This is a genomic window from Pseudomonas sp. P1_F7 (assembly GCF_056405655.1).
The window spans coordinates 167,855-189,808 of the sequence record NZ_JBFUBR010000002.1; the positions used below are offsets into that span (position 1 = coordinate 167,855).

Here is a 21,954-nt window from a genome sequence, read left to right on the forward strand (position 1 = left end):
AATTTCATGAGTATCGCACCGCCCGATGAAATCTTTCATTTGTCTTCTGCCTTGCCGAGCCAATTGAATAGAACAATAGGCAATTGGCAAATGAGCCTGATCCCGACTGAGCATGAGGCGCGCATTCGGCAACACAAGCTCTTTCACAGTCCCGAACTCCAGTGCAGTCGCCTTGAGTTCGACTCATCCGTCACCCTGGTCAGTTCTGTCCCTGCCGGATTCGTGACATTCGCCATCTCGCAGGCCCCGATTGGTCGTCCCGTCGTAAACAATCACAAACTACGGCCGGACGAAGTCATCGTACTGCATAGCGATGAATCGGTGCATTACACCTGCGAACCGAATGAAACACTTTTCACCATCACCACAACACTGGAAAACTATGACCGGTGCCGCCAACATCACTCTGTCATAGATATACTTGCCAACAGAACACAACACAGCTTCCAGGCTGAAAACTTTCAATTCGTACAATCGGCCATTCAAGCCATCAGCGCTTGCTGTGTCGACATCAATGACTCTGCTTCAGCACAATGCGGTGAAACAGAGCGTTCCGCGATTGAAAGTGCGGTGCTTGCTTCTCTATTGCAGTCGTTGACACCCGCTGGTGGTTTCAGTCGTAAAGTCCCGACAAGAAGAAAGGTGGCGATAGAAGCCATAGAGTACATTCATGAAAATACAAAAAAAACGCTCACTATAAAATCACTCGTAAGGCAACTTGAAACCACCACTCGCACCCTGCATTTTGGCTTTATTGAAATGTTCGGGATGTCGCCAATCGCCTATATCAGAAACTTGAGGCTCGCAAGTGCCCGTCGCGATCTGATTAATAAAACGTGGCCCACCGTGACAGAAACCGCGATGTTCTGGAACTTTCACCATCTGGGCCGGTTTTCCAAGGCGTATCAGATTGCTTACGGAGAGACACCGTCAGAAACAGCCAGGCGCAACTCAACCAAGCCCAGGAACACGACCTCATCCGTTTACAATCAGGTCGTTGGCGATAGAAGTTATCGTTAACAGTTTTTTATCAAAGCCCTGCAAATGATGATTAATGATTTCGTTTTACTAACCACAGGCACCCACAATTGCTTATTTGCCCACTCAAGGAGATAAGCATGCATCATCGAATAAACACACTGCCACTCAAGCAGAAAATCATTCTGTGCATTGCCGTCTATGTCAGCGGCATCTTATTGGCCTGGGTAGTTGACTGGTACTGAAGCCGCATAATCCGCGACTACAGGGTGCACAGTGAAAAATGATACCTCGGGGTTTTTCGATGGTTACCATATATAAAGCGTTACTTGGAAGGCACGCAGTCACTGTATGTCTGATTGCTGTAACAGGCTGGGCCGCATGGTTCTGTGCTGGAGGACTGGCGGAGCCAATCATTGCACGGAAGTTGAATAACGTTTATGCCGATCTGCGTGCTGCTCAGGTGGAGCCTAATGCGCAGATCGACAAAGTACTGGAAACCCTCGGCGATCTTGATCGATCGGGTCAGGAATGCTCCGTCGAGCAATACTCACAACTGGCCGACCTGGTTAAAAACCTGCGATTTGTTGATCAAGCGGCAATCCAGCTGCCGAATGGCAAGATCTGTTCTTCCTACGGACAAGAACTCCCGTCGTTACTGGCCGGTAACGTGAAACGCAAGTTCTCCGTTGGAAAGCGAACCTATTGGGTCGATTCTGGCCGCGCAGTTTCTGCGGACACCGACTTCATCATTGTGTCGGAACAGTCGACCTACGTCTGGGCAAACAAGAAGATCCTGCTCGACAATTTGAAGTTTCCCGAGGACCTGCAACTGGACCTCATCGGCCCCGGCGGCGCAGTACCCATTGCCTCTACGGGCACTCAGCCGCTGAAGATGCAGAAGCCGTTCCACCTTGAAGAACTCGTTACCTCGGCAGACAAAGTCCTCATCGCCTTTGCGGGCAACCGGAATGAACTGATCTCTGTCATTTCTCTTCCGTTGAGCTACCTGACAAGTCTCAAATTCAAATTATTCATCGGCCTTGTGTGCGTGTTCGCAGCGCTGTTCTTCTTCGCAAGGTGTACCCAACGGCATTACACCTCTACTGCCGTACGGCTTCGCAATGCCATAAAAGCCAACACGTTGGGTGTTCACTACCAGCCTATCGTTAATTTGACGACGGGCTACCTGGTTGGCGCCGAATCACTTTCTCACTGGAACGACAACGGCACCCATGTGCCTGCGGATGTTTTCATTCCGGTGGCGCTGAAGTCTGACTTGATCCGCAAACTGACGCGTTCGGTGATTCGACAAGTGGCGGAGGATTACAGCACTTACCTTTGGGCGTGCAAGGACTTCTACATTACGGTGAATCTTTCCGCCCAGGATATTCAGGACCCGACCTTTCCAGACTTTGTGGCCAGCCTGCTGGCAACCTATCGCATGCCGGCATCCGCCATGACTTTTGAACTCACCGAAAGGACCTTGCTCGATCAGAAGCCTGCCGCCATGCAATTGCGACGGCTTCGTGCGTGTGGTCATCGCATTGCCGTGGACGACATCGGTATCGGCTATTCCAACCTCTCGCTCCTGGATTCAGTGCCTTTCGACATTCTGAAAATAGATCGCTCATTCATCGCAGACGACAAGATCGCGGCCAAGGATGCCCTGTGGCGACACATTGCCCAGTTGGCCAAGTCGCTAAGACTCAAGGTCGTGGCCGAAGGTGTCGAGTCTCAGGAGCAACTGCCGCATCTGATTTCGGAGGGGGTTGTATTGGCACAAGGCTCGTTGTTCTGCAAAGCGCTGCCTGTTCAAGCGTTGGCAAGACGCTACTTTCAATGTCCGGCAAACATCCCGCCTTACGACTCAAAAATATCAATCAATGACTTCTATTAACACCTGATGGCCCCTCAAATGCTCGCCGAACCCTAACACCTGACAAACCTGTACAAGGACTCCACTACACATGCTACTTCGAAACCTTGGCTTCGCTTCACTGCTATCGTTGCTGTCTTTTCAGGCGCTCGCCGATGACAAAGGTTTGTATCTTGGAGCTGGCGTAAGCAGCATACAGACCGACGAATCCAGACTGGATGACGACGACACCAGCTACAAGGTTTATGCAGGGTATCGCGTCAATAGCTACCTGGCCTTCGAGGGTGCCTACGTCGATCTCGGTCAATTCAAGGACAAGAATGTCGATTTCGAAGGCAAATCGGTTCAGGCTGCCGCCCATGTCGGCTTTCCGTTGGGCGATCGGTTGCGGGTATTCGGCAGTGTCGGTGCTCACGCCTGGGACGCCGACGGCAATGCCACCGACGACGATACCGGGGTTGACTTGACCTACGGTGTCGGCCTGGAGGTCGACGTCTTTCGCAACATCGGCCTGCGCGCTGAATACGAAGTTCTGGAGGTCGGAGAGATCAACCTGAATCAGACGACCGCATCCGCCTATATGCTTTTTTAACACTGCTGCAACCGAGCGGCCTAGTCGGTCGCTCAACGCCCTCTTCGCAACGCTCGTCCCCCGCCCTGCCTGCCCCCGCGATTGCTTCTTGCAACCCGACATCCTGCGTTGGCACGTCGATGGCGTGCTGGTCAGGGAATCGAAAACACCCATCGGTACTTCCCGATGCAAATCGTGTTTGACCGCGAGACCTTCTGGAACTGATTCGGCGTAGTTAACGACGCTGACCTGCCCTCCACCTTCATTACGAGCAGGCGCTATCGATGCTCGCGTGTATGCCACAGACGCAGCAGATAGATCGTTGAATGCTGAATTTCGTATCGGAGTTCATAGTGACCGATCAGAATTCGACGCACATCCCGTGGGTCGAATTCCTCCAGGCGCTCACCAAGGCGCGGGTTGCTCAGCAAAGTGCTCGGAGCAGCCGTAAGTTGTTGAACCGTGTGGACTGCGGCGGACTGATTGACGGTGGCTAGAAACTCGTACAAACGGGCTACATCAGAAAGCGCCTTGCTGGTCCACTTCAACTCCATCAGCGCGGCACCGGTAACGGAGATTCAGTGCTGAGGCTTTCTGCCCATGCCTGGACTGCTTGATGGTCGACAACACGGCCAGCATCCACATCGGCCAAGGCCTCACGGGTCAAGCGACTACGCTCTTCTTCCTGATCCAACCACGCCGAAAGTGCCTGCTTGACGATCCAGTTTCGAGAACGATCCAGACGCTCTGCGAGCTCATCAACCCGTTCGGCCAGGTCTACTGGGACGTGTGCCGTCACTGATCGGGTTTTGACGGTAGTAGCCATGACATTTGCTCCAATGCCGCGAGATGCAGCAGACACCTGTTAACGTTATTCTGATTGCTTCAACGGGAACCAGATTAAATCACATCTAATAACCCGGGATGATCAAGCACGATAGATGGTCATTGCGAATTGCATGCGCACAACTACCCCGCCACCACAAACACAATGATCGGCTCACACACCGCCAGCAACACATTGGAAATCGCATAACACACGGTAAAACCAATCACCGGGGTCAGGATTCCTTCGATTCCTGCGCGGGGGCCGGGTACCACTTGTCCCTGGGCACCCATTTCTCCTGTTGCGGATCACCCAGGTAGTGCGGCGACATGATCTGCACGCCGTATTCGTTGAACACATCCTGGATGTTGGCGTGCAGCATGCTCAGCAGCACGGCGCGCGGACGAGGCTGACTGGGAATGGCTTGGGCCACCAGCCGGTATTCCGGGTAGAAGTCAGACAATGCCGTCTGGAACACCTGGGCCGGCGGCACTTCGAGAATCCCCGGCGTGCGTTTTGCGGCCTCCAGCAACATCGCCTCCACCTGCCGCCATGGCGTGTCGTAGCCAATGGTCACGATGGTGTCGACCACGTAGCCGGGGCCTTGTACCACCCGCGAGTAGTTCTTGGTGACCGTACCGGTGATCATCGAGTTGGGCAGGGTCAGCACCTCGCCCAGACCGGTGCGAATGCTGGTGGTAAACATGCCCAGTTCGGTCACCGTGCCTTCATAGTCGCCAATGCGCACAAATTCGCCGGGGCGCAGGGTTCGGGTGTAGGTCAGGATCAACCCCGCCGCCGCCTGGCCCACTACGCTGGTGGCGCCCAGGGAAATCATCAGACCGATCAACACCGACAAGCCTTTGAATGCATCGGTGCCCGCACCCGGCAGGTACGGATAGGCCATGGCCAGGGCAAACAGCCAGATCGCCAGGGACGTCAGGCGTTGGGTCGGTTGCAGGGTTTCATGGTTCAACCAGCTCAGGGTTCCCGGTACAGCCATGCGCCGCAGTATCCGCCGCATGAACGCGGTTGCGCCGCGGGCGATAAAGAAGATCGCCAGCGCCACGCCCAGCCCGGGTATGGCACCGACAATCCCTTGCAGCAGATAACCGCCGAGCTCCAGCAGATAGTTGTTAAGGCTTTCGCCCCAGGGGCGGGTATAGGGAAAGCGTGACAGGACAAAGCCCAGCCATTCGTACGTAAGCAGCAACACGACGACCCAGCGCACCAGCTCCAGCAGGCGGCTGGCCAACGGATACAGGAAATTGGCGTCGACCAGCGGGACCCGTCCGACTTTCAGGGCCTGGGTGTGCCGATGCATCAGTTCGGGGAGTTTCTTCAGCACTTTGCGCCGCACAAGCATCATGCCGAACAGCAGAGCGATGTAAACGCCGGTGGCGAGCAGCGCAGCGACTACGGAGCGCAGGATCAATTGCAGGCTGCGGGCTTCCCGGGTTTCGGCCACGACCTGGCGCAGCTTGTCAGCCGCGGCTTCGGCGGCCTGCTGTACCGAGTCGTATTCGGTCTCGTCGAAGTCTTTGGGCGAAACGATAAAGGCGCGCCGGCTACCCAGCAGCACCATGTAGCTTTTCATGATCGGGTCGAGGGTGACATTGAGGTCGTCGGCGTCATCCAGCGCCTCACCGATCACCACTTTCGCCCGTTTGACCCGCGAGGCCGGGGCTTCACCGAGGAGGGTCGCGCGAAACACCATGATGCTGCGGTTGGCCACTTTCAATTCAACGGGAGCATCAACCACCTTCGGTGCGTCTTCGGCCCACAATTGCACCGACCAAAACATCCCGAAAACAGTAAACATTACAGCGAGCAGCCTGCTCCGCATGTGTCGGATCCTTACGTCACGAATTTCAAATCGAGGGTACGTATCGCAGCGTAGTTCACCGATGAACGGTTGTCAGATTAGAGCTACAGGCAGTTTCCCCATGGGTCTGTTTCCTTGAAACAGTGCCCCGGCACCAGCCCATGAAAGTGGCTCAAGCAGCAGAAAGCGCGTAATTAACCGGATTCAGAAAACACTGAAGTCCCCTGTGGGAGCGAGCTTGCTCGCGATAGCGGTGGATCAGGCACCGGGATGTCGAATGTGCCGCCGCCATCGCGAGCAAGCTTCTCCTTGGCGCGGTTCTGGCGGTATTCCTGTTGCACATCACTATCGACGCGGTCATAAGCCTCGTCGTGCTGATTGCCGCGCACCTGGGCAGCCGTCGCGCCAGCGGCAGCCCCCACAGCGGCACCCTTGACCCTCCCGCCGGAAGGCGTGGAAGACGTCGAGGCGCTTTGGCTGGCGGCGATGCTGTTGCATTCGTTGATGTCGGCCTGGGTTTGTTGCGAACTTTGCCCTTTCATCGGCACCACCGATTGCGCCCATCCCGGGGCACTCAAAACCGACAAGGCAAGGCACAGACTGATGGGTGACAATTTTTTCATGATGACCTCCGGATGAACGTGGTTCACCCCCAACAGGAGTTTAGATCAGCCCCCGTCAGCCACCCGGTTACTGACCGGCGGTGGGCTCGATCTCCATCACCAGTCGGTCGTCGATCCAACGCACCGGCACGGCCTCCAGTTGCGCGCCTTTACACGGGCCGTCGATGCAGTGCCCGTCGTCGTAACGAAACATCGCGCTGTGATGGGCGCACATCAGGACCTTGCCGCGATAAGTGCAGAACTGCTGCGGATTGAAGTCCAGCGGCACCGAGAAATGCGGGCAGCGGTTGACGTACACCCACACCTGTTCGCCCTGACGCACCGCCACCAGCCCGGCAGGATGCAATTGCCGGTGCTGCGGCAGTCCCAACGCCCCGCCGTCGGCAATGTCATCGAGTTGGCACAAGGTAATGGTGGTCATGGAAAACCGCGCAGTTCCGGGTTGCCAAGGCTCCAGTGCCAGGGGCGAATCTGCATGCTGGCGAACAGGCCTGCCTGCACGTAGGGGTCGTCCTGCATGAACGCTTCCACCTCCGGCAGACTGCCCGCCTCAATGACCAGCAACGTGCCAGTCATCGACGCTCCTGCATCGTCGAGGATGGGACCGCCGAGGCGCACGACCACCCGATGGTCCCCGGTGGCACGTAAATGCGCCTGGTGACTGGGCCGCAGACGCTGGCGCAGCGCCTGGCAGTCCGAATGATCAGTGGCAAATACCGCAAAGAACTGGCCCATGATTCACGCTGATTCCATGACAAATTCATAACAGGCACGCTTGAACGGCACTTCCATACCTAGCCTGGCGGACACATCGTCGTGGGTGCTCAGATCTTCATAAATCACCTGCAACGACTGTTTGACCCCAAACACGGCGTCGGACGCCAGGTACGGATCATCGTGATTGAACAGGTGCGTCACCAGTTTGCGATAACCCGGTACATCAATCATGAAATGCAGGTGCGCTGGCCGCCACGCGTGCCGGTTGGCAGCGTCGAGCATGCGCCCCACCGGGCCATCGGTCGGTATCGGATAAGCCACCGGCACAATGGTGCGAATCGCGAAGCAGCCATCGGCGTCGGTGCGATAGCGCCCGCGCAAGTTGCCGAAAGGTTGTTCGGTGTCCTGGCCGGAATACATGCCGTTTTCAGCCGTTTGCCAGACGTCCAGCACCGCACCGGCCAACGCGTTGCCGTGGATGTCGACCACGCGCCCGCGCACCAGCGCCGTTTCGCCCGGCGTGAAGGCCATGTTTTCGCCGAACTCGCGATCCGGCATGCCATCGATGTAGAACGGCCCGAACACGGTCGTTTCGGTGGCCGTTACGCTGTGCCGATGGTTGATCGCATCGACCAGCATCGAAACGCCAAGGGTGTCCGACAGCAGAATGAATTCCTGACGCACCAGGCCATCGCATTTGTGCCCGGTGTCGGTCAGAAAGCCAATGCCTTCGAACCACTCCTGTTCGGTCAATTCGACCTCACTGACAAACGCATGCAGGTGGCGCACCAGGCTTTGCATGATCTGTTTGTAACGCGCGTTGGGCGCGTCGTTGAAGCTGTTCACTGCCTGTTGGGAGATCAGTGACTCCATGGCTTTGTCTTGATCGGTCATTGTTGTTGTTCCGACGAGGATAAGAGTGGCTGGCAGATCAGGCTGGGGCCAGACCTGTCAGAGCACGGTTCAACAACGCCTCAATCGGGCCTTGTTCAAACGGCCGCGGGTTGTAGTAAGGGCTGGCGCAGGCGATTTGCGCGGCTTCGGCCGGGCCGTTTGCCGGAAAGCCGATATCTGCCAGGGCCAGTGGAATACCCAGTTTCTGGTTCAGTGCGTACAACAAGGCACCGACCTCACTCGCCTCGCTCCCACCCAATGCACGTGCAGCCCGTTGCAATGGCCCCGCCGCGGCTTCGCGGTTGTAATGCGCAGCGTGGGGCAAGACGATGGCGTGCGCCTGGGCATGGGGCAGATTGAACGTGCCACCCAGGGTGTGGCAGAGCTTGTGGTGCAAGGCCATGCCGACCGAGCCCAGGCAAATGCCCGCCAGCCACGCGCCGTACAACGCCTGGCTGCGCGCCTCGGGGTCATCGGGACGGTTGACCACGCCCGGCAAGGCCTGCGCCAGTGAGCGAATCGACTCTTCAGCCATGAAACCGATGATCGGGTTGGCGTCCTGGGCGTAAAGCGCTTCGACGGCATGGGCCATGGCGTTCATGCCCGAGCAGGCGGATATCTGCGATGGCAGGGTCAGGGTCAATTGCGGGTCGTAGATCACGGTCTTGGGCAATACCCGGATATCACGCCCGGTTTTCTTCAGGCGATTTTCGGTGAGCCCGTAGATTGGCGTCATCTCGGAACCGGCGTAGGTAGTCGGCACCGCCACGATCGGCAGGCCGGAATCCATGGCGATCGCCTTGCCCAGGCCGATGGTCGAACCACCGCCAATGGCCACGCAGCAATCGGCATCCAGCCGCGCCGCTTCATCGCGCGCCGCTTGCGCCACTTCCAGCGGAACGTGCATCACGGCTTTGGGATAGACCCCGGCCGCACGATCACCGAGCAATGCGGCGACCTGTTCGCCGAGCCCATGCTGTTTCGGCGTAGTGAGGATCAGCGCACGCCGGGCGCCCAGCCGCTGAATTTCTTCCGCCAGCGCCGAGAGCTTGCCCCAGCCGAACACCACACGGGTCGGCAGACTTTGGTAAACAAAAGGATTCATGACTGGCCTCAGCGCTTGTAGTACGGCGGGATATTGGCGTCGACATTGACCCAGACCGAACGGGCTTCGGTGTAATCATGGATCGCCTCGAAGCCCATTTCCCGGCCATAACCGGATTGACCGACTCCGCCAAACGGGCTGCCCGGGTTGACCCGTTTGTAGCAGTTGATCCAGCACATGCCGGCGTGAATCGCGTCAGCCATTTTGTGTGCGCGGCTGAGGTTCTGCGTCCACAGGCCGCTGCCAAGTCCGTACTCAGAGTCGTTGGCGATGGCCAGGGCTTCTTCGTCGGTGCCAAAGCGCACCACGGTCACGAACGGGCCGAAGACTTCCTCCTGGAAAACGCGGTCACCGGGCTTGGCCTCGACCACCGTTGGCTCGACATAAAACCCATTGGCCAACGCTTTATCGTCCGGTGCCTTGCCGCCGGCGAGGACCTTGCCGCCCTGCTCGATGGCAATATCGATGTAGGCCATCACCCGGTCGCGGTGCAGCGCCGACGTCAGCGGGCCCATTTCGGTTTCCGGGTCCAGGGGATCGCCCAGGCGGATGGACTTGGCCAGGGCGATGAAACGCTCCAGGAAGCGGTCGGCAATGTCTTTGTGCAGAATCAGCCGCGAGCCGGCGATGCAGGCCTGGCCCTGGTTGTGAAAGATCGCCCAGGCCGCACCGTTCACCGCCGCGTCCAGGTTGGCGTCCTCAAACACGATATTGGCGCCCTTGCCGCCCAGTTCCAGCTGAATGCGCTTGAGGTTGCTTTGGGAGGCTTCGACAATCCGGCGCCCGGTGGCGGTCGAACCGGTAAAGGCAATCTTGCCCACATCGAGGTGTTCGGCCAGCGCTTGCCCGGCGGTATGGCCGTAGCCCGGCACCACGTTGACCACGCCTTTGGGGAAGCCGACTTCGGTCATCAGCTCGACAATGCGCAAGGTCGACAACGGGGTGATTTCCGAAGGCTTGATCACGATGGTGTTACCCGCCGCCAGCGCCGGGCCCATTTTCCAGCTGGTGAACATCAGCGGGAAGTTCCACGGCACGATCTGCCCCACCACGCCAATCGGCTTGCGTTGCACATAGTTGAGGAACCCCGCTTCGACCGGTATTACCGAACCTTCGATCTTGTCGGCCATGCCGCCGAAATAACGGAAGCACGCCGCCGTGCGCGGCACGTCGAGGCCACGGGAATCGCGGATCGGGTGCCCGGTATTGAGGGATTCGAGCTGCGCCAGTTCTTCGCCGCACTCTTCGATCTTGTCGGCCAGTTTAAGCAACAGGCGTCCGCGCTCGGCGGCGCCCAAAGCAGACCAGGCCGGGAACGCACGTTTGGCGGCGGCAACGGCCAGGTCGATGTCAGCGGCTTCGGCGGCAGCGATGCGGGTGATCAACGAACCGTCATGGGGCGATACCACGTCAATGGTGCCGCCGGCGACTGCGTCCACGAAACGGCCATCGATATAAAGCTGATTTTGCATAATGGTTTCCTCGCACCACGCGGCAGGCGCAGTGTTTGACGAAGTGATTCTTGAGCGTTTTGCCCGGCGCGAGACCGGGCCGGACACGAAGTCCTAGAACTCGATCGGATATGGCTTGAGCTCACCGCTTTCGTAGCGTTGCGGCAGGTTCGGCGTGGCGTTTTCCCAGACCATCAGCATCGAGCGTTTGGTCGAGTAGCCCTGGTGACGGATGTCCGCGGGCATGGCGCAGATGTCGCCGGCACGCATGGTGATGCGCGCACGGGGATTGCCGTCGTCCTTGTCGCCGACGTCCCAAATGATTTCGTCGGACATCTGCAAGAACCATTCGATGCGGTCATTGCCGTGGAACACCGGCAGGATGAACTCCTCGGTGGTCGGGCAGAACAGGCTGGCCTTGCACACCGAGGTCACCGACGGGTTCCAGGTCACGTCGGAACGCGACAGGTACTTGAACAGGTTGAACGCATGCAGCTCACCTTCGAAGCCTTCGGCGGCGTGGACTTGCGGTTCATCCTGCGGCACATCGATGAACTGGCGGTTGACCGGCAAGTCGTCACGCAGCGGCGAGTCATCTTTCAGGCCCGGCATGCGTTTGGTGGCGATGCGGGAGCGCTCGATGGCTTCGATGTTGTTGCCGTTCTTGCGGCCGAACGCGCTACCGGTTTCTTCCGGGGCGGCGAAAGGGTCGAAGGTGGCGTTGGTCCAGTCCCGCAGGATGGCCTTGAAGGTGGCCATGATCAGCGGCGTTTCGAAGTTTTCGGTGTAATTGACCCCGGCCGCTTTGAGCGTGCCGTTGAAGGTCCCGGCGTACAGGTCGACCTTGCCGTAGTAGTTGCGGGTGCCGATGACGTGGTCAAAGTTGACCCAGCCGTAGAAAAAACCCCAGGCCACGTCGCGCATCATGGCGCGCAGGAAGGCGTCGACCGGAATCAGGTGCGAGCGGGTCTGGCCTTTGGCCGGCCAGGTGATGCGAGCGAAATACTCGTCACGCGACAGTTCGAAGGCGCCGAGTTTGAATGAGCAGTAGCCTGTGACGGCATGGGGCGCGCTGACCTGGACTTCATCGTCGGCAAGGTGGGCGGTTTCGGCAGCGGTTTCAAGCATGGCCATGGCGGGATTCCTCTTGTTTTTGTGGATTGGGCGGTCGGGCGCGGCAGATCACTTGAAGCAGATGTCTGCCCATTTCTCGACCGACAACGGGCCTTTGATGGTCTGCTGCAGGATCACACCCGGGCGGCTGGCTTCGAAGCGGTAGGCAGTGCCGACCGGTAACAGGCACTGATGGCCGCGCTTGAGCAACACGTAGCCCATCGGTTTGCCCGCCGGCATTTCACCGGCCAGATGAGTGCCCTCGCCGGCTTTCAACGGCGCATCGAGCTTGAGGAAGTCCACCCGCACTTCACCGTCCATGACGATGGCGAATTCATCGTGCGCTGCGGTGTACCAGGGCGACTGGCCTTCGGCGCGCAGGGTTTCGACGACGTAGCCGAGGTTGAAACCGACCACGACCTTTTCATAAGGGCCGGAAAGATCGGCCACTTCGAAAATGTTGGAAAAGGCGTAGTGGCTGGCCTGGCCGCTGATGATTTCAACCGACCCTTTGGTGTAGTTGTCCAGCGAGCCGAATACCGTTTCGATTGCAGCGCTACTCATGGTTTTCACCGTTTTGTTGTTGTAGTAACAGTGAGCCAACAGTACGTCGCACCCGCTCTGCGAACAATTAGAGGACCGGCGACAACAGTGTTTGCGAAACGCAAACACTGAAACCATGGACCTAATGCCGATCAGTTAAGGTTTTGAACACCGCAATCCTTGTGGGAGCGAGCTTGCTCGCGATAGCGGCCTATCCGATACATCGATGTTGGATGTGCCGCCGTCATCGCGAGCAAGCTCGCTCCCACAGGTTTCGTGATCAGTCCAGCGACCTATATTTTCAGCGGACCCAGCCACGCTCCAGCAAGGGCTTGTCCCAGCATGGCTCATCGCCAAAGTTGTCCACCAGAAAGTCGATCAACGTACGCACCTTCAAGGCCCGGCGCTGGGTGGCGGGATACACCGCCGAGAAGTTGAAAGAGGACAACGCATATTCCGGCAGCACCGGAATCAGCCGGCCGCTGAGCAAGTCATCGCTGGCCACCAACGTCGGCAGGCAGACAATGCACACACCGGTCTGCGCGTAATCGCGCAGCAAATGCACAGAGTTCGAACGCACCTGGCCCGGCAGGCTCAGTTCCACTTGCTCGTCGTCGCGGGTGAAGATCCAGCGGTTGCGCGACGGATAGCCTTCGTACAAGGCGATCTTGTGTTGCAACAGTTCCTGGGGATGGCTGGGCACGCCGAATTCGTCGGCGTAATCAGGCGACATGCAGAACAATCGGCGCACGCTGAACAGCTTGCGCTCGATCAGGGTTTCGGCCATCGGCGGGAACATCTGGAACGCCACATCGAAACCTTCTTCGATGGGGTCCACCACCCGGTCGTTGACGATCACGTCGACTTCGATGTCCGGGTACAAGCGCGTGAACTCGGCCAGCATGCGGCCGAAGTGACCGATGGCAAAACCCGGCAGCATCTGCACGCGCAGCTTGCCGGTGGGTTTGGCCCGCAGTTCACGCATGTGTTCGGTCAGCGAATTGAAACCCGCGACCATGTCGGCGCATTCCTTGTAGTAGGTCTCGCCCACTTCGGAGAGCCGTACATGACGGGTGCTGCGATGAAACAGCGGCGCGTTGATGAACTGTTCCAGTTGCTGGATGCGGTGGGTGATCACCGAGCGGGTCACGCCCAGTTGCTGGGCCGCCTTGGCAAAGTTGCCGGTTTCGGCCACCCGCACAAAGGCTTCGACACTGAGTAAACGATCCATAGGCAGGTTCTCTGGATGCTTTTGTTCTTATAGGAACAGCGAGGTTAGCCTTTCGGCACCTCGCACTCCAGATCCGTTCTGCACGTCATGGCCGGGGCTGAACGGACAACCGTCGCTGCATGGGGAAAACCTGCCAGCCCAGGCGTTCGCTGATCAACCCCCACACCCCTTGCGGGGCCTTGAGCATCATCACCACCGCGACCACGCCGAGGATGATCATGTACACCGCACCGTACTGCGCCAGGCAACCGCGCAACACGAAGTAAATCAGCGTGCCAATCAACGGGCCTTCCAGGGTGCCAATGCCGCCGATGATCACGATAAAGATCACCACCGCCGTCCAGTCCTGCAGGCTGAACGCGGCGTCCGGGGAAATGCGCAGCTTTTGCAGGAAGATCAACGCCCCGACCACACCTGTGCAACCGGCGGCCAGTACATAGACCATCAGTTTGGTACGGAACGTATCCACCCCGAGGCTGCCGGATGCGGGTTCAGAATCACGAATCGATGCCAGTGCCAGACCCTGACGCGAGCGCAGCAGAAAAAACACGACTGCCACGGCGGCAATGGCGATGGCCAGCGCGGTGAAATAAATCAGCGTTTCGCGCCCGTCCCGGTCATTGCCGATCTGCCGCACAATTGCCGCCGGCAGGCTTTGCCCGGAACCACCACCGAGGCTGCTCATCTGCGCCAGGCCCAGCCGGAAGACCTCCGCCACCACCCACGTGCCAATGGCGAAGTAAGCGCCGCGCAGGCGAAAGACGATCAGCGCCGTGGGAATCGCCAGCAACGCGACCAGCACCCCGGACAGCAGAACCGCGAGCAATGGCGGTACGCCGAACTGGCTCGCAAGCATGAACAGCAGATACCCACCCAGGCCAACGAAGGCCTGCTGCCCCACCGAAACCATGCCGGCGTACCCCGACAGCAAATTCCACATTTGCGCCAAAGCCAGGTAGTAGGCGAACTCCACCACCAGGCGCAGACTGGCGCGATCGGCCCACAGTGGTGCGCTGAGCAACACCAGTACACAGAGCCCGAGCAGGGACAGGCCGATGGTGCTGCTGGTGGTCGTGCGTTGTACGCGAAACCTAAGTGCTGGGTTGTTCAAGGCATTCATCAGTCGACACTCCGGGGAAACAGGCCACGCGGGCGCACGACCAGGATCAGCAGAAACACAAGATGACCGGCGAGGATTTGCCAGCCGGGATCGATCTTTGCCCCCAGGGTTTGCGCAACGCCGAGAATCACCCCGCCGGCCAGCGTGCCCCAAAGACTGCCCAAACCACCGATGATCACCGCTTCGAAACCGTACAACAGCCGCGCCGGCCCCACGGTGGGGTCGAAGCTGGTGCGAATCGCCAGAAACACCCCGGCAATCGACACCACGGCCATCGCCAGCGCCATGGCCAGGCCGAAGATGTGCGCGTTATTGACGCCCATCAGCCGCGCGGTGTGCTGGTCATCGGACGTGGCGCGAAACGCCCGGCCCAACGAGGTTTTGTAGAACAGCAGTTGCAGGCCGCCGATGATCAGCAACGCACTGCCGAACACGATCAGCGGCATCACCCCTACGCTCAAGCTGCCGAAGCCGACACTGGCAACCTCAAGATCGCCCTGGGACAGCTTCTGGCTATCGGCGCTGAAAAACTCCAGCAATACGTTTTGCACGATGATCGACAGGCCGAACGTCACCAGCAACGGCGGCAGGATGTCTGAGCCCAGCGTGCGGTTGAGCAACAGCCGTTGCAGCAGATAGCCGAAACAGAACATCAGCGGCACCACGATCAGCAGACTCGCCAGCGGGCTGAACCCCAGATGATTGACCACCAACAGCGCCAGGTACGACGCCAGCACGATGAAGTCGCCATGGGCGATATTGACCAGGCGCATGATGCCGAACATCAGCGACAGCCCCACCGCGAACATCGCGTACAGGCCACCGAGCAACATGCCTTGAAGCAAAGTATTGAGCCATTCCATCACTAGATCCCGAAATACGCGGCTTTGATTTGTGCTTTGTCCGCATCCCCAGGTCGACCGGTCAGGGACACGCGCCCTTCCTGGAAGCAATAGAAGCGGTCACACACACTCAGTGCCTGATTGATGTCTTGCTCGACGAGAATCACCGTGGTGCCGTCGGCCTTGATCGAGGGCAACGCAGCGTAGATGTCCTTGATCGTCGTCGGTGCCAGGCCCAGGCTAATCTCGTCGCACAGCAGCAAGTGTGGGTTGGCCATCAAGCCCCGACCAATCGCAACCATCTGCTGCTGGCCACCCGACAGCGCCGTGCCGGGACGCTTGCGCAGTTTTTCCAGCACTGGAAACAGCTGATAGATCCGCTTCAGCGTCCACGGTCCCGGCCGTTTGCTGTAGGCACCGATCAGCAGGTTTTCTTCGACCGTCAGCGAGGGAAACAGCTTGCGGCCTTCCGGCACCAGGGCGATGCCCCGCTCCAACACCTGATTGGCCGCCAGGTCACCGATGGCCTGGCCCTTGAAGTGGATGGCGCCCGGCTGATTTTTGATCAGCCCGGCGAGTGAGCGCAGGAATGTTGATTTGCCCGCGCCGTTGGAACCAATGATCGCCACGGTTTCACCGGCATCAAGGCTCAGGCTGATGTCGAACAACGCTTGAAAGTCGCCGTAACCGGCACAGAGTTTGTCGATGGACAAAAGGTTTGAAGGGGTTGTCATGGCTCAGCTCCCGATGCCCATGTAGATGTCCTGGACCCGAGGGTCGGCCATGACGCTGCGCGGCTCGCCTTCGGCCAGTTTGGCGCCGAAGTTGATCACCGTCAGACGGCTGACCACCGCCAGCAAGGCATGCACGATGTGCTCGATCCAGATGATGGCGACGCCAGACTTGTGGATGCCCTGAATGGTTTCCACCAGTGCCAGGCATTCCGGCTCAGTCAGGCCACCGGCGATTTCGTCGAGCAACAACAGGCGCGGTTGGGTCGACAAGGCCCGGGCCATTTCCAGGCGTTTGCGGTCGAGCAAGGTCAGTGAGCCGGCCAGCACATTGGCCTTGCGCATCAGGCCGGTGAGTTCCAGTGTTAGCGCACACCATTGACTGGCTTCCTTGTCACGCAGCCGCGCACCGAAGGTCGCGCCCACCAACAGGTTCTCGAACACGGTCATTTTCACGAACGGATGCGGGATCTGGTGGGAACGGCCGATGCCTTGCTGGCAGCGCTTGAACACCGGTTCGCGGGTGACGTTGCGGCCTTCGAAATGGATCTGTCCTTTGTCGGCCGCGACACCACCGGCGATCAGGTTGAACAGCGTGCTTTTACCCGCGCCGTTGGGACCGATGATGCCCAGCGCTTCACCCGGTTGCAGGGTCAGGTTGATTGCATCCGTGACCTTCACCGAGCCATAGCTTTTGTGTACATCGGTCATTTGCAGAAGTGGTTGTTGCATGGTGCACCCATGTCCTGTTGCGCGATCAATACGTAATGGCCTGCATCTCGCCGCCCAACGGAATCGCCGGCGCGGTGGCATTGCTGGTCACGATCAGGTCGTATTTGTTGTCATTGCCCAGGCGCCACTGGCCACTGACCAGCGGCGTCTTGGCGACGTTCTTCACTGGGCCGCCGTTCCAGTTGATCGGCCCGACCACGGTGTTGAGGTGGGTCTTGAGCAAGGCATCGCGGACAGCTTGGGCGTTGCCGATTTCTTCGGTGCGCTTGAGGATGTCCACGGCCAGTTCGAACAGGGCATGCACGAACCCCAACGGTTGCGTCCACTGCTTGCCGGTCGCCTGGGTAAAACCCTGGGCCAGTTGCCCGGCGCTGGCGCCGGTCAATGACGAGCTGAACGGATGCGTCGGGCTCCACCAGATTTCGGTCGACAGGTTGTTGCCGGCCTTGCCCAATGCCTCGACTGCCGTCGGGAACAACAATGCCTTGCCCACCGACACGGCTTTCGGATTGAAGCCTTGCTGCCGGGCCTGGGTCCAGAACGTGCTCAGGTCCGGCGGGATAACCACGCCGGTGACGATCTCGACGTCGGCCTTTTTGAACGCGGCAATCTGCGCGGAAAAATCGTCGGTCAGGCTCTGAAAGCGGCCAGGGTCGACCAGTTGAAAGCCCTTTTGCGCCAGTACTGGCGGGAAACCGAGCTTCTGGTCGCCCCACGCATTACCGTCGCCGTCATTGGGGAACAGGCCGCCAACGACTTTGTTGGACGGCATCGCCCCCCACATGGCGCTGTAAGTACCGATCACATCTTCCAGGCCCCAGAAAAAGTGATAAGTCCACTCAAAGCCCTGCTCCGGCTTGCCGCCACGGGTAAAGAACCACGACTGCCACGGCGCCACCGTGGAGATGCAGGGGATTTCGTTGATTTCACATTGGTCGGACACCGGGTTGGTGGTTTCCGGGGTCGACGACACCAGCATCAGATCGACCTGGTCCGAGAGAATCAGCTCGCTCGCCACTTCCGCCGCGCGGTTGGGGTTGGACTGGCTGTCCTTGACGATGACCTCCAGGCGATAGGCCTTGCCGGCCACGGTGATCGAGTTCTTCAACACTTGCCTGAGCGACTCGATGATGTAGTTGTCGGCCGCCGCAAAGGGCGCCAACGGTCCGGTCTGCGGGCTGACATAACCGAGCTTGATCACCCGCTCGCTGCCGATGGCAAAGTTGAACGGCAGGCTCGCCAGTGCCACGCCACCGGCAGCAACGCCGGTACTGCGCAGGAAATCACGGCGGGAGAAGTCGCGGCCAAACAGGTTTTTATCGTTGTTGTCTGTCATGTAAGTACTCCAAAAGCCTGGACGAACAGGGTCGCCACGCGTGGCCGGGCCATCACGCAGGGTCAGGGGTAAACCAGAGAAATCCGTTTAGAAGAAGAAACTGACGTCGAATGACGCGACCACTTGCGAATCCTTTTCGCCGTCGGCATAGGCATCGCGGCCGGGGCCTGAATGGATGTCGTAGCGCAGTTCCGGGCGCAGGCGCACGTTGGGTGTCGGCGTCCAGGCCAGGTTGGTGGTCACGCCGTAGAAACTGCCCCAGGTCGGATCGGGAATGCCGGTGTGCGGGTCGATATTGGCCATCATCACGTGGACCGGGGCGTCGGTGTAGAACCACTCGGCGCGACTGTTCCACATCAGGTTTTCGCTGAGCTTGTGGTACCAGTTCACGTCCGTGCCATACCAGGTGGCGTCGTTTTTGTTGGCGAACCCGGCGAAAGCACCCTGCTCCTGCTTGCCGTAGTTCAGCTCCAGCGCCACGCGGTTGTTCGGATCGATGACTTGCGAAAGGGTCAGGTAAGACGCCAGGCGCTTGTAGTCGTCATCCTTGGAGCCCGCCGGCAGCGGCGAGCCACAACTGCACTCGGCGAAACTGTCGCCGGCGCCGTTGCCGTAGATGTTTTCCCAGTCGACCCAGGTGCCGAAGTCCGCCGAGCGCCAGCGTACGTTGGCGATCACATCCGGCGAGTGATTGGGATCTTGCAGGTTGTTCCAGCCCTGGACCACGCCCAGTTCAAAGCCGAGCATGCTTTCGCCCGGTTCCGAAGGCAGTTTGAACGAGTACAGCGCACCGGCATGTTTGGCCGGGCCGTGCATGAATGAATAGGTGTGCGAGTAGAAGTCAGTCGGTGCCGGAGATGGCAAGGCGAAGCCGATTTCGTTTTCCAGCGGTGTGTGGAAAATCCCGATCATCAGGTCCGAACCGCCGAGCACCGGAAAGTAGAAGTCGGCATACGCCTGGGCAATGGTGAACGCCGGATCTTCGGCCTTGTTGTTGCGGTTCACGCTCAAGTCTTCATCCCAGCCGTAGGTCTTGAAGAAGCGTGCATCCTTGCCGTACAGCGCCGTGACGTTGAAACCCCAGTCAGCTTCTTGCGGCATCGGCCCGGGAAACGGCCCGACTCGACCGATCACATTGCTCTTGGGTTTCTTCTCCACGGCCAGGGCGAACTGGTTGAGGTTCACACCTTCGTCGGTATTGAAGAAGCTTTGCTTGCTGACGTCATCCGTGCCGTTGTTGTTATAGATCACACCGGCCTGAGCCCAGCCGTAGACCTTGATCCCGTGTTCGCGCTCAAGGCTGTCGCCGAACACACTGCGCACCAGCGAACCCATGGGATCGTCTGCTGCCAGAGCCATAGAGGGAAACAAAACGTTGGCACCCAGAACGGGCGCGAACAGGGTTGCTGCGCAAACCCATGCACGAATACTCATACCTGCCTTCCTTATTTTTATTAGGCGCCAATCCCCCGAAGGGGCATGTGGCCGAAAGCAAGGTATGACGTCTTGATGAGCCCTGGCCCGGGCTCCACCCGATCGTTGGCAGATCGTGGTGTTCGGCGTAATGGAGGCTACAAGCCAGCCACTACGCCAACAATTCCAATCTCGGCGACTTCAGTGTTTGCGTATTCAGAACAATGGCGCGGGGATTCGAACGCACTGAAGATCAAACTGTGGAAGCGAGCTTGCTCGCGATGAGGGCATCAGTCTCAACATCCAAGTTGACTGACCTACCGCCATCGCGAGCGAGCTCGCTCCCACAGGTCATTCTGCGATCTGGAGATTTGCGGCTATTCAGGCGGATCGAGTTGATCCAGCGCCCGGTTCACCGCCAGTTCGCCAAGCATGATCACCTGCGCAATCCCCAGCAGCGCATTACGGCTGGTTCCTTGCAGATGATCCACCAGATCGGTGGCCATGACATTGGCCGACGCCAGCGATTCACAGGCATGCACCAGTAAGGTTTCGACATTGAGTTCGGGATTGACGATGAACATGGAACTGGGTTTACGCGGCGTGGCCATGATGCCGGGGCCGGGGTTGAGGTAATGATCGAGGGCGCGCTCGGCGGCTTCGTGGAGTTTTTGGGAGTCGAGGGTTTCGTACGGGGATGTCGGATCGGTGTCCGGCGGGTTGGGTGTGACTTTGAACATAGTGAAACTCCTTGTACCGTAAAAAGGAGCCATCACTCTCACGCTACCAAACGTTGGGTGGTGGCCATACGCAGGTTGGTAGACCGGGTACAAGGACCGGCGCGCCCGAAGACGCCCTGTGCATGGCCACCATGTAGCAGAGCAGAAAAACGCTGCTGATAGCGACGCATTGCACCTTGTAACACCGGGCTACCAAACCCGATCGCTGCTGTTTTGCAGCGACCGGCAAACGATAGAACCCGGCTCCAAGGCGCACAAGCCGGCGGATTCTGGCGTAGCTGTAGGCAAAGACGCAAGCCGTCGTAGCTTGCGGGAAGTAACGCTGACAGCCGTTAAACAACCCTTAAACACACCTTGATTCAGGCAGCCAATACACACCCCCTGTGGGAGCGAGCTTGCTCGCGATAGCGGACTGTCAGTCGACATCTATATTGGCTGGTAGTCAGTCATCGCGAGCAAGCTCGCTCCCACAGGGTATGCGGTGCTAATCAGGCATTGGTGCTCAGCGGATAGAGCTTCTCATCAAACTGCGCCAGCTTCGGAAATACCAGTGGTTGGTCGTCGCTCAAGTGCTGCAGACGCTGGCTGTAATCAACCAGAAACTGCTGGCGCGCCTCTTCACTGATGTACGGCACATGCCAGGCCACAAACGGCTCCAGCACATCAAAACCAACATAAGCCAAAGTGCCGCGCAAAATCGGCCGCAGCATGTCTTCCAGCGGGCCGTGGATCGCGCCTTCGCCAAACATGTGTTCACGTCCGCCCAGGGTCACGGTCACCAGCGCCTTTTTGCCTGCCAATCCGCCCTGATCGTAGAAGCGCTTGCCGCCATAGCAGATGCCCGACACCAGCACCCGGTCGATCCAGCCCTTGAGCATCGCCGGGGTGGAGAACCAGAAGATCGGGAAGTTGAGGATCAGCAGGTCGGCCCACAGCAGTTTGTCCAGTTCAGCCTGGATGTCCGCAGCCAGCGACTGGCTTTTCACACCGAGGCGTTGTTCCAGGGCATAGACCAGGTACTCGGGGTTTTCCCGATTCGAGAAGTCCGCGTCGCTGGCCACCGGATTCCAGTTCATTTTGTACAGGTCGCTGACCTGTACTTCGTGGCCCTGGGCTTCGAGGGTGGCGACGGCCTGGTCCCGCAGGGCGGCGGTGAAGGATTGCGGCTCCGGGTGAGCGTGGACGATCAGTACTTTCATGGTGATTCCTTAGACTTTTTCCAGCGTATCGATTGAAGGTGTGAAGTAGCAACATCGTGGGTGATGAACAGTTTGAATCGCCAAC

23 protein-coding genes are annotated in these 21,954 nt (G+C 58.8%); 3 read left to right on the forward strand and 20 right to left on the reverse strand.

What is annotated here, in order from left to right:
• Positions 1-6 precede the first annotated feature (6 nt).
• The 3 genes from AC1D1M_RS02485 to AC1D1M_RS02495 all read left to right on the forward strand — a co-directional run bounded on the left by AC1D1M_RS02485 (position 7) and on the right by AC1D1M_RS02495 (position 3,449).
• Complete coding sequence (locus AC1D1M_RS02485; protein ID WP_477774363.1) at positions 7-1,020, forward strand: helix-turn-helix domain-containing protein; 1,014 nt, start codon at positions 7-9, stop codon at positions 1,018-1,020.
• A 262-nt stretch (positions 1,021-1,282) separates the two neighbouring features.
• The gene (locus tag AC1D1M_RS02490) at positions 1,283-2,878 is read left to right on the forward strand and encodes an EAL domain-containing protein (protein ID WP_477774364.1); all 1,596 of its coding nucleotides are present in this window, start codon (positions 1,283-1,285) and stop codon (positions 2,876-2,878) included.
• A 70-nt stretch (positions 2,879-2,948) separates the two neighbouring features.
• Positions 2,949-3,449, forward strand: a complete 501-nt coding sequence (locus AC1D1M_RS02495; RefSeq protein WP_477774365.1) for an outer membrane beta-barrel protein — start codon at positions 2,949-2,951, stop codon at positions 3,447-3,449.
• Positions 3,450-3,706: 257 nt separating this feature from the next.
• Here AC1D1M_RS02495 and AC1D1M_RS02500 read toward each other — a convergent pair whose 3' ends face one another.
• From AC1D1M_RS02500 to AC1D1M_RS02595, 20 genes are all read right to left on the reverse strand, one after another.
• Positions 3,707-3,982 carry a type II toxin-antitoxin system RelE/ParE family toxin gene (locus tag AC1D1M_RS02500; RefSeq protein WP_477774366.1) on the reverse strand — a complete coding sequence of 92 codons (276 nt, stop codon included), beginning with the start codon at positions 3,980-3,982 and terminating at the stop codon, positions 3,707-3,709.
• Positions 3,982-4,254: a CopG family ribbon-helix-helix protein gene (locus tag AC1D1M_RS02505; protein WP_477774367.1), complete on the reverse strand. Its 273-nt coding sequence runs from the start codon at positions 4,252-4,254 to the stop codon at positions 3,982-3,984. Before AC1D1M_RS02505 ends, AC1D1M_RS02500 begins: the two co-directional genes overlap by 1 nt.
• Positions 4,255-4,489: 235 nt before the next feature.
• Positions 4,490-6,100 carry a mechanosensitive ion channel family protein gene (locus AC1D1M_RS02510; RefSeq protein WP_477774368.1) on the reverse strand — a complete coding sequence of 537 codons (1,611 nt, stop codon included), beginning with the start codon at positions 6,098-6,100 and terminating at the stop codon, positions 4,490-4,492.
• A gap of 173 nt (positions 6,101-6,273) precedes the next feature.
• Entirely contained in the window at positions 6,274-6,702 is a 429-nt protein-coding gene (locus tag AC1D1M_RS02515; RefSeq protein WP_477774369.1) for a hypothetical protein, read from the reverse strand.
• 67 nt (positions 6,703-6,769) lie between these two features.
• Complete coding sequence (locus tag AC1D1M_RS02520) at positions 6,770-7,123, reverse strand: Rieske (2Fe-2S) protein (RefSeq protein WP_477774370.1); 354 nt, start codon at positions 7,121-7,123, stop codon at positions 6,770-6,772.
• Complete coding sequence (locus AC1D1M_RS02525) at positions 7,120-7,386, reverse strand: YciI family protein (RefSeq protein ID WP_477774646.1); 267 nt, start codon at positions 7,384-7,386, stop codon at positions 7,120-7,122. Before AC1D1M_RS02525 ends, AC1D1M_RS02520 begins: the two co-directional genes overlap by 4 nt.
• 54 nt (positions 7,387-7,440) lie before the next feature.
• Entirely contained in the window at positions 7,441-8,313 is an 873-nt protein-coding gene (locus AC1D1M_RS02530) for a dioxygenase family protein (RefSeq protein ID WP_477774371.1), read from the reverse strand.
• Between the two features lie 37 nt (positions 8,314-8,350).
• Positions 8,351-9,418, reverse strand: a complete 1,068-nt coding sequence (locus AC1D1M_RS02535; RefSeq protein WP_477774372.1) for a maleylacetate reductase — start codon at positions 9,416-9,418, stop codon at positions 8,351-8,353.
• Between the two features lie 8 nt (positions 9,419-9,426).
• Complete coding sequence (locus tag AC1D1M_RS02540) at positions 9,427-10,890, reverse strand: aldehyde dehydrogenase family protein (RefSeq protein ID WP_477774373.1); 1,464 nt, start codon at positions 10,888-10,890, stop codon at positions 9,427-9,429.
• A 93-nt stretch (positions 10,891-10,983) separates the two neighbouring features.
• Positions 10,984-12,003: a hydroxyquinol 1,2-dioxygenase gene (locus tag AC1D1M_RS02545; RefSeq protein ID WP_477774374.1), complete on the reverse strand. Its 1,020-nt coding sequence runs from the start codon at positions 12,001-12,003 to the stop codon at positions 10,984-10,986.
• A 48-nt stretch (positions 12,004-12,051) separates the two neighbouring features.
• Positions 12,052-12,546, reverse strand: a complete 495-nt coding sequence (locus AC1D1M_RS02550) for a cupin domain-containing protein (protein WP_477774375.1) — start codon at positions 12,544-12,546, stop codon at positions 12,052-12,054.
• A 280-nt stretch (positions 12,547-12,826) separates the two neighbouring features.
• Entirely contained in the window at positions 12,827-13,756 is a 930-nt protein-coding gene (locus AC1D1M_RS02555; protein ID WP_477774376.1) for a LysR family transcriptional regulator, read from the reverse strand.
• 85 nt (positions 13,757-13,841) lie between these two features.
• Complete coding sequence (locus AC1D1M_RS02560; protein ID WP_477774377.1) at positions 13,842-14,876, reverse strand: branched-chain amino acid ABC transporter permease; 1,035 nt, start codon at positions 14,874-14,876, stop codon at positions 13,842-13,844.
• Positions 14,876-15,739 (reverse strand): branched-chain amino acid ABC transporter permease, encoded by an 864-nt coding sequence (locus AC1D1M_RS02565; protein WP_223533672.1) that lies wholly within the window; start codon positions 15,737-15,739, stop codon positions 14,876-14,878. Before AC1D1M_RS02565 ends, AC1D1M_RS02560 begins: the two co-directional genes overlap by 1 nt.
• A 2-nt stretch (positions 15,740-15,741) precedes the next feature.
• The gene (locus AC1D1M_RS02570) at positions 15,742-16,452 is read right to left on the reverse strand and encodes an ABC transporter ATP-binding protein (protein ID WP_477774378.1); all 711 of its coding nucleotides are present in this window, start codon (positions 16,450-16,452) and stop codon (positions 15,742-15,744) included.
• Positions 16,453-16,455: 3 nt separating this feature from the next.
• Positions 16,456-17,181, reverse strand: coding sequence for an ABC transporter ATP-binding protein (locus tag AC1D1M_RS02575; protein WP_477774379.1), 726 nt, complete (start codon positions 17,179-17,181; stop codon positions 16,456-16,458).
• Between the two features lie 25 nt (positions 17,182-17,206).
• On the reverse strand, positions 17,207-18,517 hold the full coding sequence (locus tag AC1D1M_RS02580; protein ID WP_477774380.1) for an ABC transporter substrate-binding protein: 1,311 nt from the start codon (positions 18,515-18,517) through the stop codon (positions 17,207-17,209).
• Positions 18,518-18,604: 87 nt separating this feature from the next.
• Positions 18,605-19,951 carry an outer membrane beta-barrel protein gene (locus tag AC1D1M_RS02585; RefSeq protein WP_477774381.1) on the reverse strand — a complete coding sequence of 449 codons (1,347 nt, stop codon included), beginning with the start codon at positions 19,949-19,951 and terminating at the stop codon, positions 18,605-18,607.
• 356 nt (positions 19,952-20,307) lie between these two features.
• Positions 20,308-20,670, reverse strand: coding sequence for a DUF6124 family protein (locus AC1D1M_RS02590; RefSeq protein WP_477774382.1), 363 nt, complete (start codon positions 20,668-20,670; stop codon positions 20,308-20,310).
• A 488-nt stretch (positions 20,671-21,158) separates the two neighbouring features.
• Positions 21,159-21,869, reverse strand: coding sequence for an NAD(P)H-dependent oxidoreductase (locus AC1D1M_RS02595; protein WP_477774383.1), 711 nt, complete (start codon positions 21,867-21,869; stop codon positions 21,159-21,161).
• Positions 21,870-21,954: the final 85 nt, after the last annotated feature.

Bases quoted from the DNA above. Each gene is read 5' to 3' on its own strand.
- AC1D1M_RS02575 (WP_477774379.1), bottom strand. From the start codon at position 17,181: ATGCAACAACCACTTCTGCAAATGACCGATGTACACAAAAGCTATGGC.
- AC1D1M_RS02585 (WP_477774381.1), bottom strand. From the start codon at position 19,951: ATGAGTATTCGTGCATGGGTTTGCGCAGCAACCCTGTTCGCGCCCGTT.
- AC1D1M_RS02560 (WP_477774377.1), bottom strand. From the start codon at position 14,876: ATGAATGCCTTGAACAACCCAGCACTTAGGTTTCGCGTACAACGCACG.
- AC1D1M_RS02495 (WP_477774365.1), top strand. From the start codon at position 2,949: ATGCTACTTCGAAACCTTGGCTTCGCTTCACTGCTATCGTTGCTGTCT.
- AC1D1M_RS02570 (WP_477774378.1), bottom strand. From the start codon at position 16,452: ATGACAACCCCTTCAAACCTTTTGTCCATCGACAAACTCTGTGCCGGT.
- AC1D1M_RS02595 (WP_477774383.1), bottom strand. From the start codon at position 21,869: ATGAAAGTACTGATCGTCCACGCTCACCCGGAGCCGCAATCCTTCACC.
- AC1D1M_RS02580 (WP_477774380.1), bottom strand. From the start codon at position 18,517: ATGACAGACAACAACGATAAAAACCTGTTTGGCCGCGACTTCTCCCGC.
- AC1D1M_RS02505 (WP_477774367.1), bottom strand. From the start codon at position 4,254: ATGGCTACTACCGTCAAAACCCGATCAGTGACGGCACACGTCCCAGTA.
- AC1D1M_RS02535 (WP_477774372.1), bottom strand. From the start codon at position 9,418: ATGAATCCTTTTGTTTACCAAAGTCTGCCGACCCGTGTGGTGTTCGGC.
- AC1D1M_RS02490 (WP_477774364.1), top strand. From the start codon at position 1,283: ATGGTTACCATATATAAAGCGTTACTTGGAAGGCACGCAGTCACTGTA.
- AC1D1M_RS02590 (WP_477774382.1), bottom strand. From the start codon at position 20,670: ATGTTCAAAGTCACACCCAACCCGCCGGACACCGATCCGACATCCCCG.
- AC1D1M_RS02565 (WP_223533672.1), bottom strand. From the start codon at position 15,739: ATGGAATGGCTCAATACTTTGCTTCAAGGCATGTTGCTCGGTGGCCTG.
- AC1D1M_RS02485 (WP_477774363.1), top strand. From the start codon at position 7: ATGAGTATCGCACCGCCCGATGAAATCTTTCATTTGTCTTCTGCCTTG.
- AC1D1M_RS02555 (WP_477774376.1), bottom strand. From the start codon at position 13,756: ATGGATCGTTTACTCAGTGTCGAAGCCTTTGTGCGGGTGGCCGAAACC.
- AC1D1M_RS02500 (WP_477774366.1), bottom strand. From the start codon at position 3,982: ATGGAGTTGAAGTGGACCAGCAAGGCGCTTTCTGATGTAGCCCGTTTG.
- AC1D1M_RS02520 (WP_477774370.1), bottom strand. From the start codon at position 7,123: ATGACCACCATTACCTTGTGCCAACTCGATGACATTGCCGACGGCGGG.
- AC1D1M_RS02540 (WP_477774373.1), bottom strand. From the start codon at position 10,890: ATGCAAAATCAGCTTTATATCGATGGCCGTTTCGTGGACGCAGTCGCC.
- AC1D1M_RS02550 (WP_477774375.1), bottom strand. From the start codon at position 12,546: ATGAGTAGCGCTGCAATCGAAACGGTATTCGGCTCGCTGGACAACTAC.
- AC1D1M_RS02515 (WP_477774369.1), bottom strand. From the start codon at position 6,702: ATGAAAAAATTGTCACCCATCAGTCTGTGCCTTGCCTTGTCGGTTTTG.
- AC1D1M_RS02545 (WP_477774374.1), bottom strand. From the start codon at position 12,003: ATGGCCATGCTTGAAACCGCTGCCGAAACCGCCCACCTTGCCGACGAT.
- AC1D1M_RS02530 (WP_477774371.1), bottom strand. From the start codon at position 8,313: ATGACCGATCAAGACAAAGCCATGGAGTCACTGATCTCCCAACAGGCA.
- AC1D1M_RS02510 (WP_477774368.1), bottom strand. From the start codon at position 6,100: ATGCGGAGCAGGCTGCTCGCTGTAATGTTTACTGTTTTCGGGATGTTT.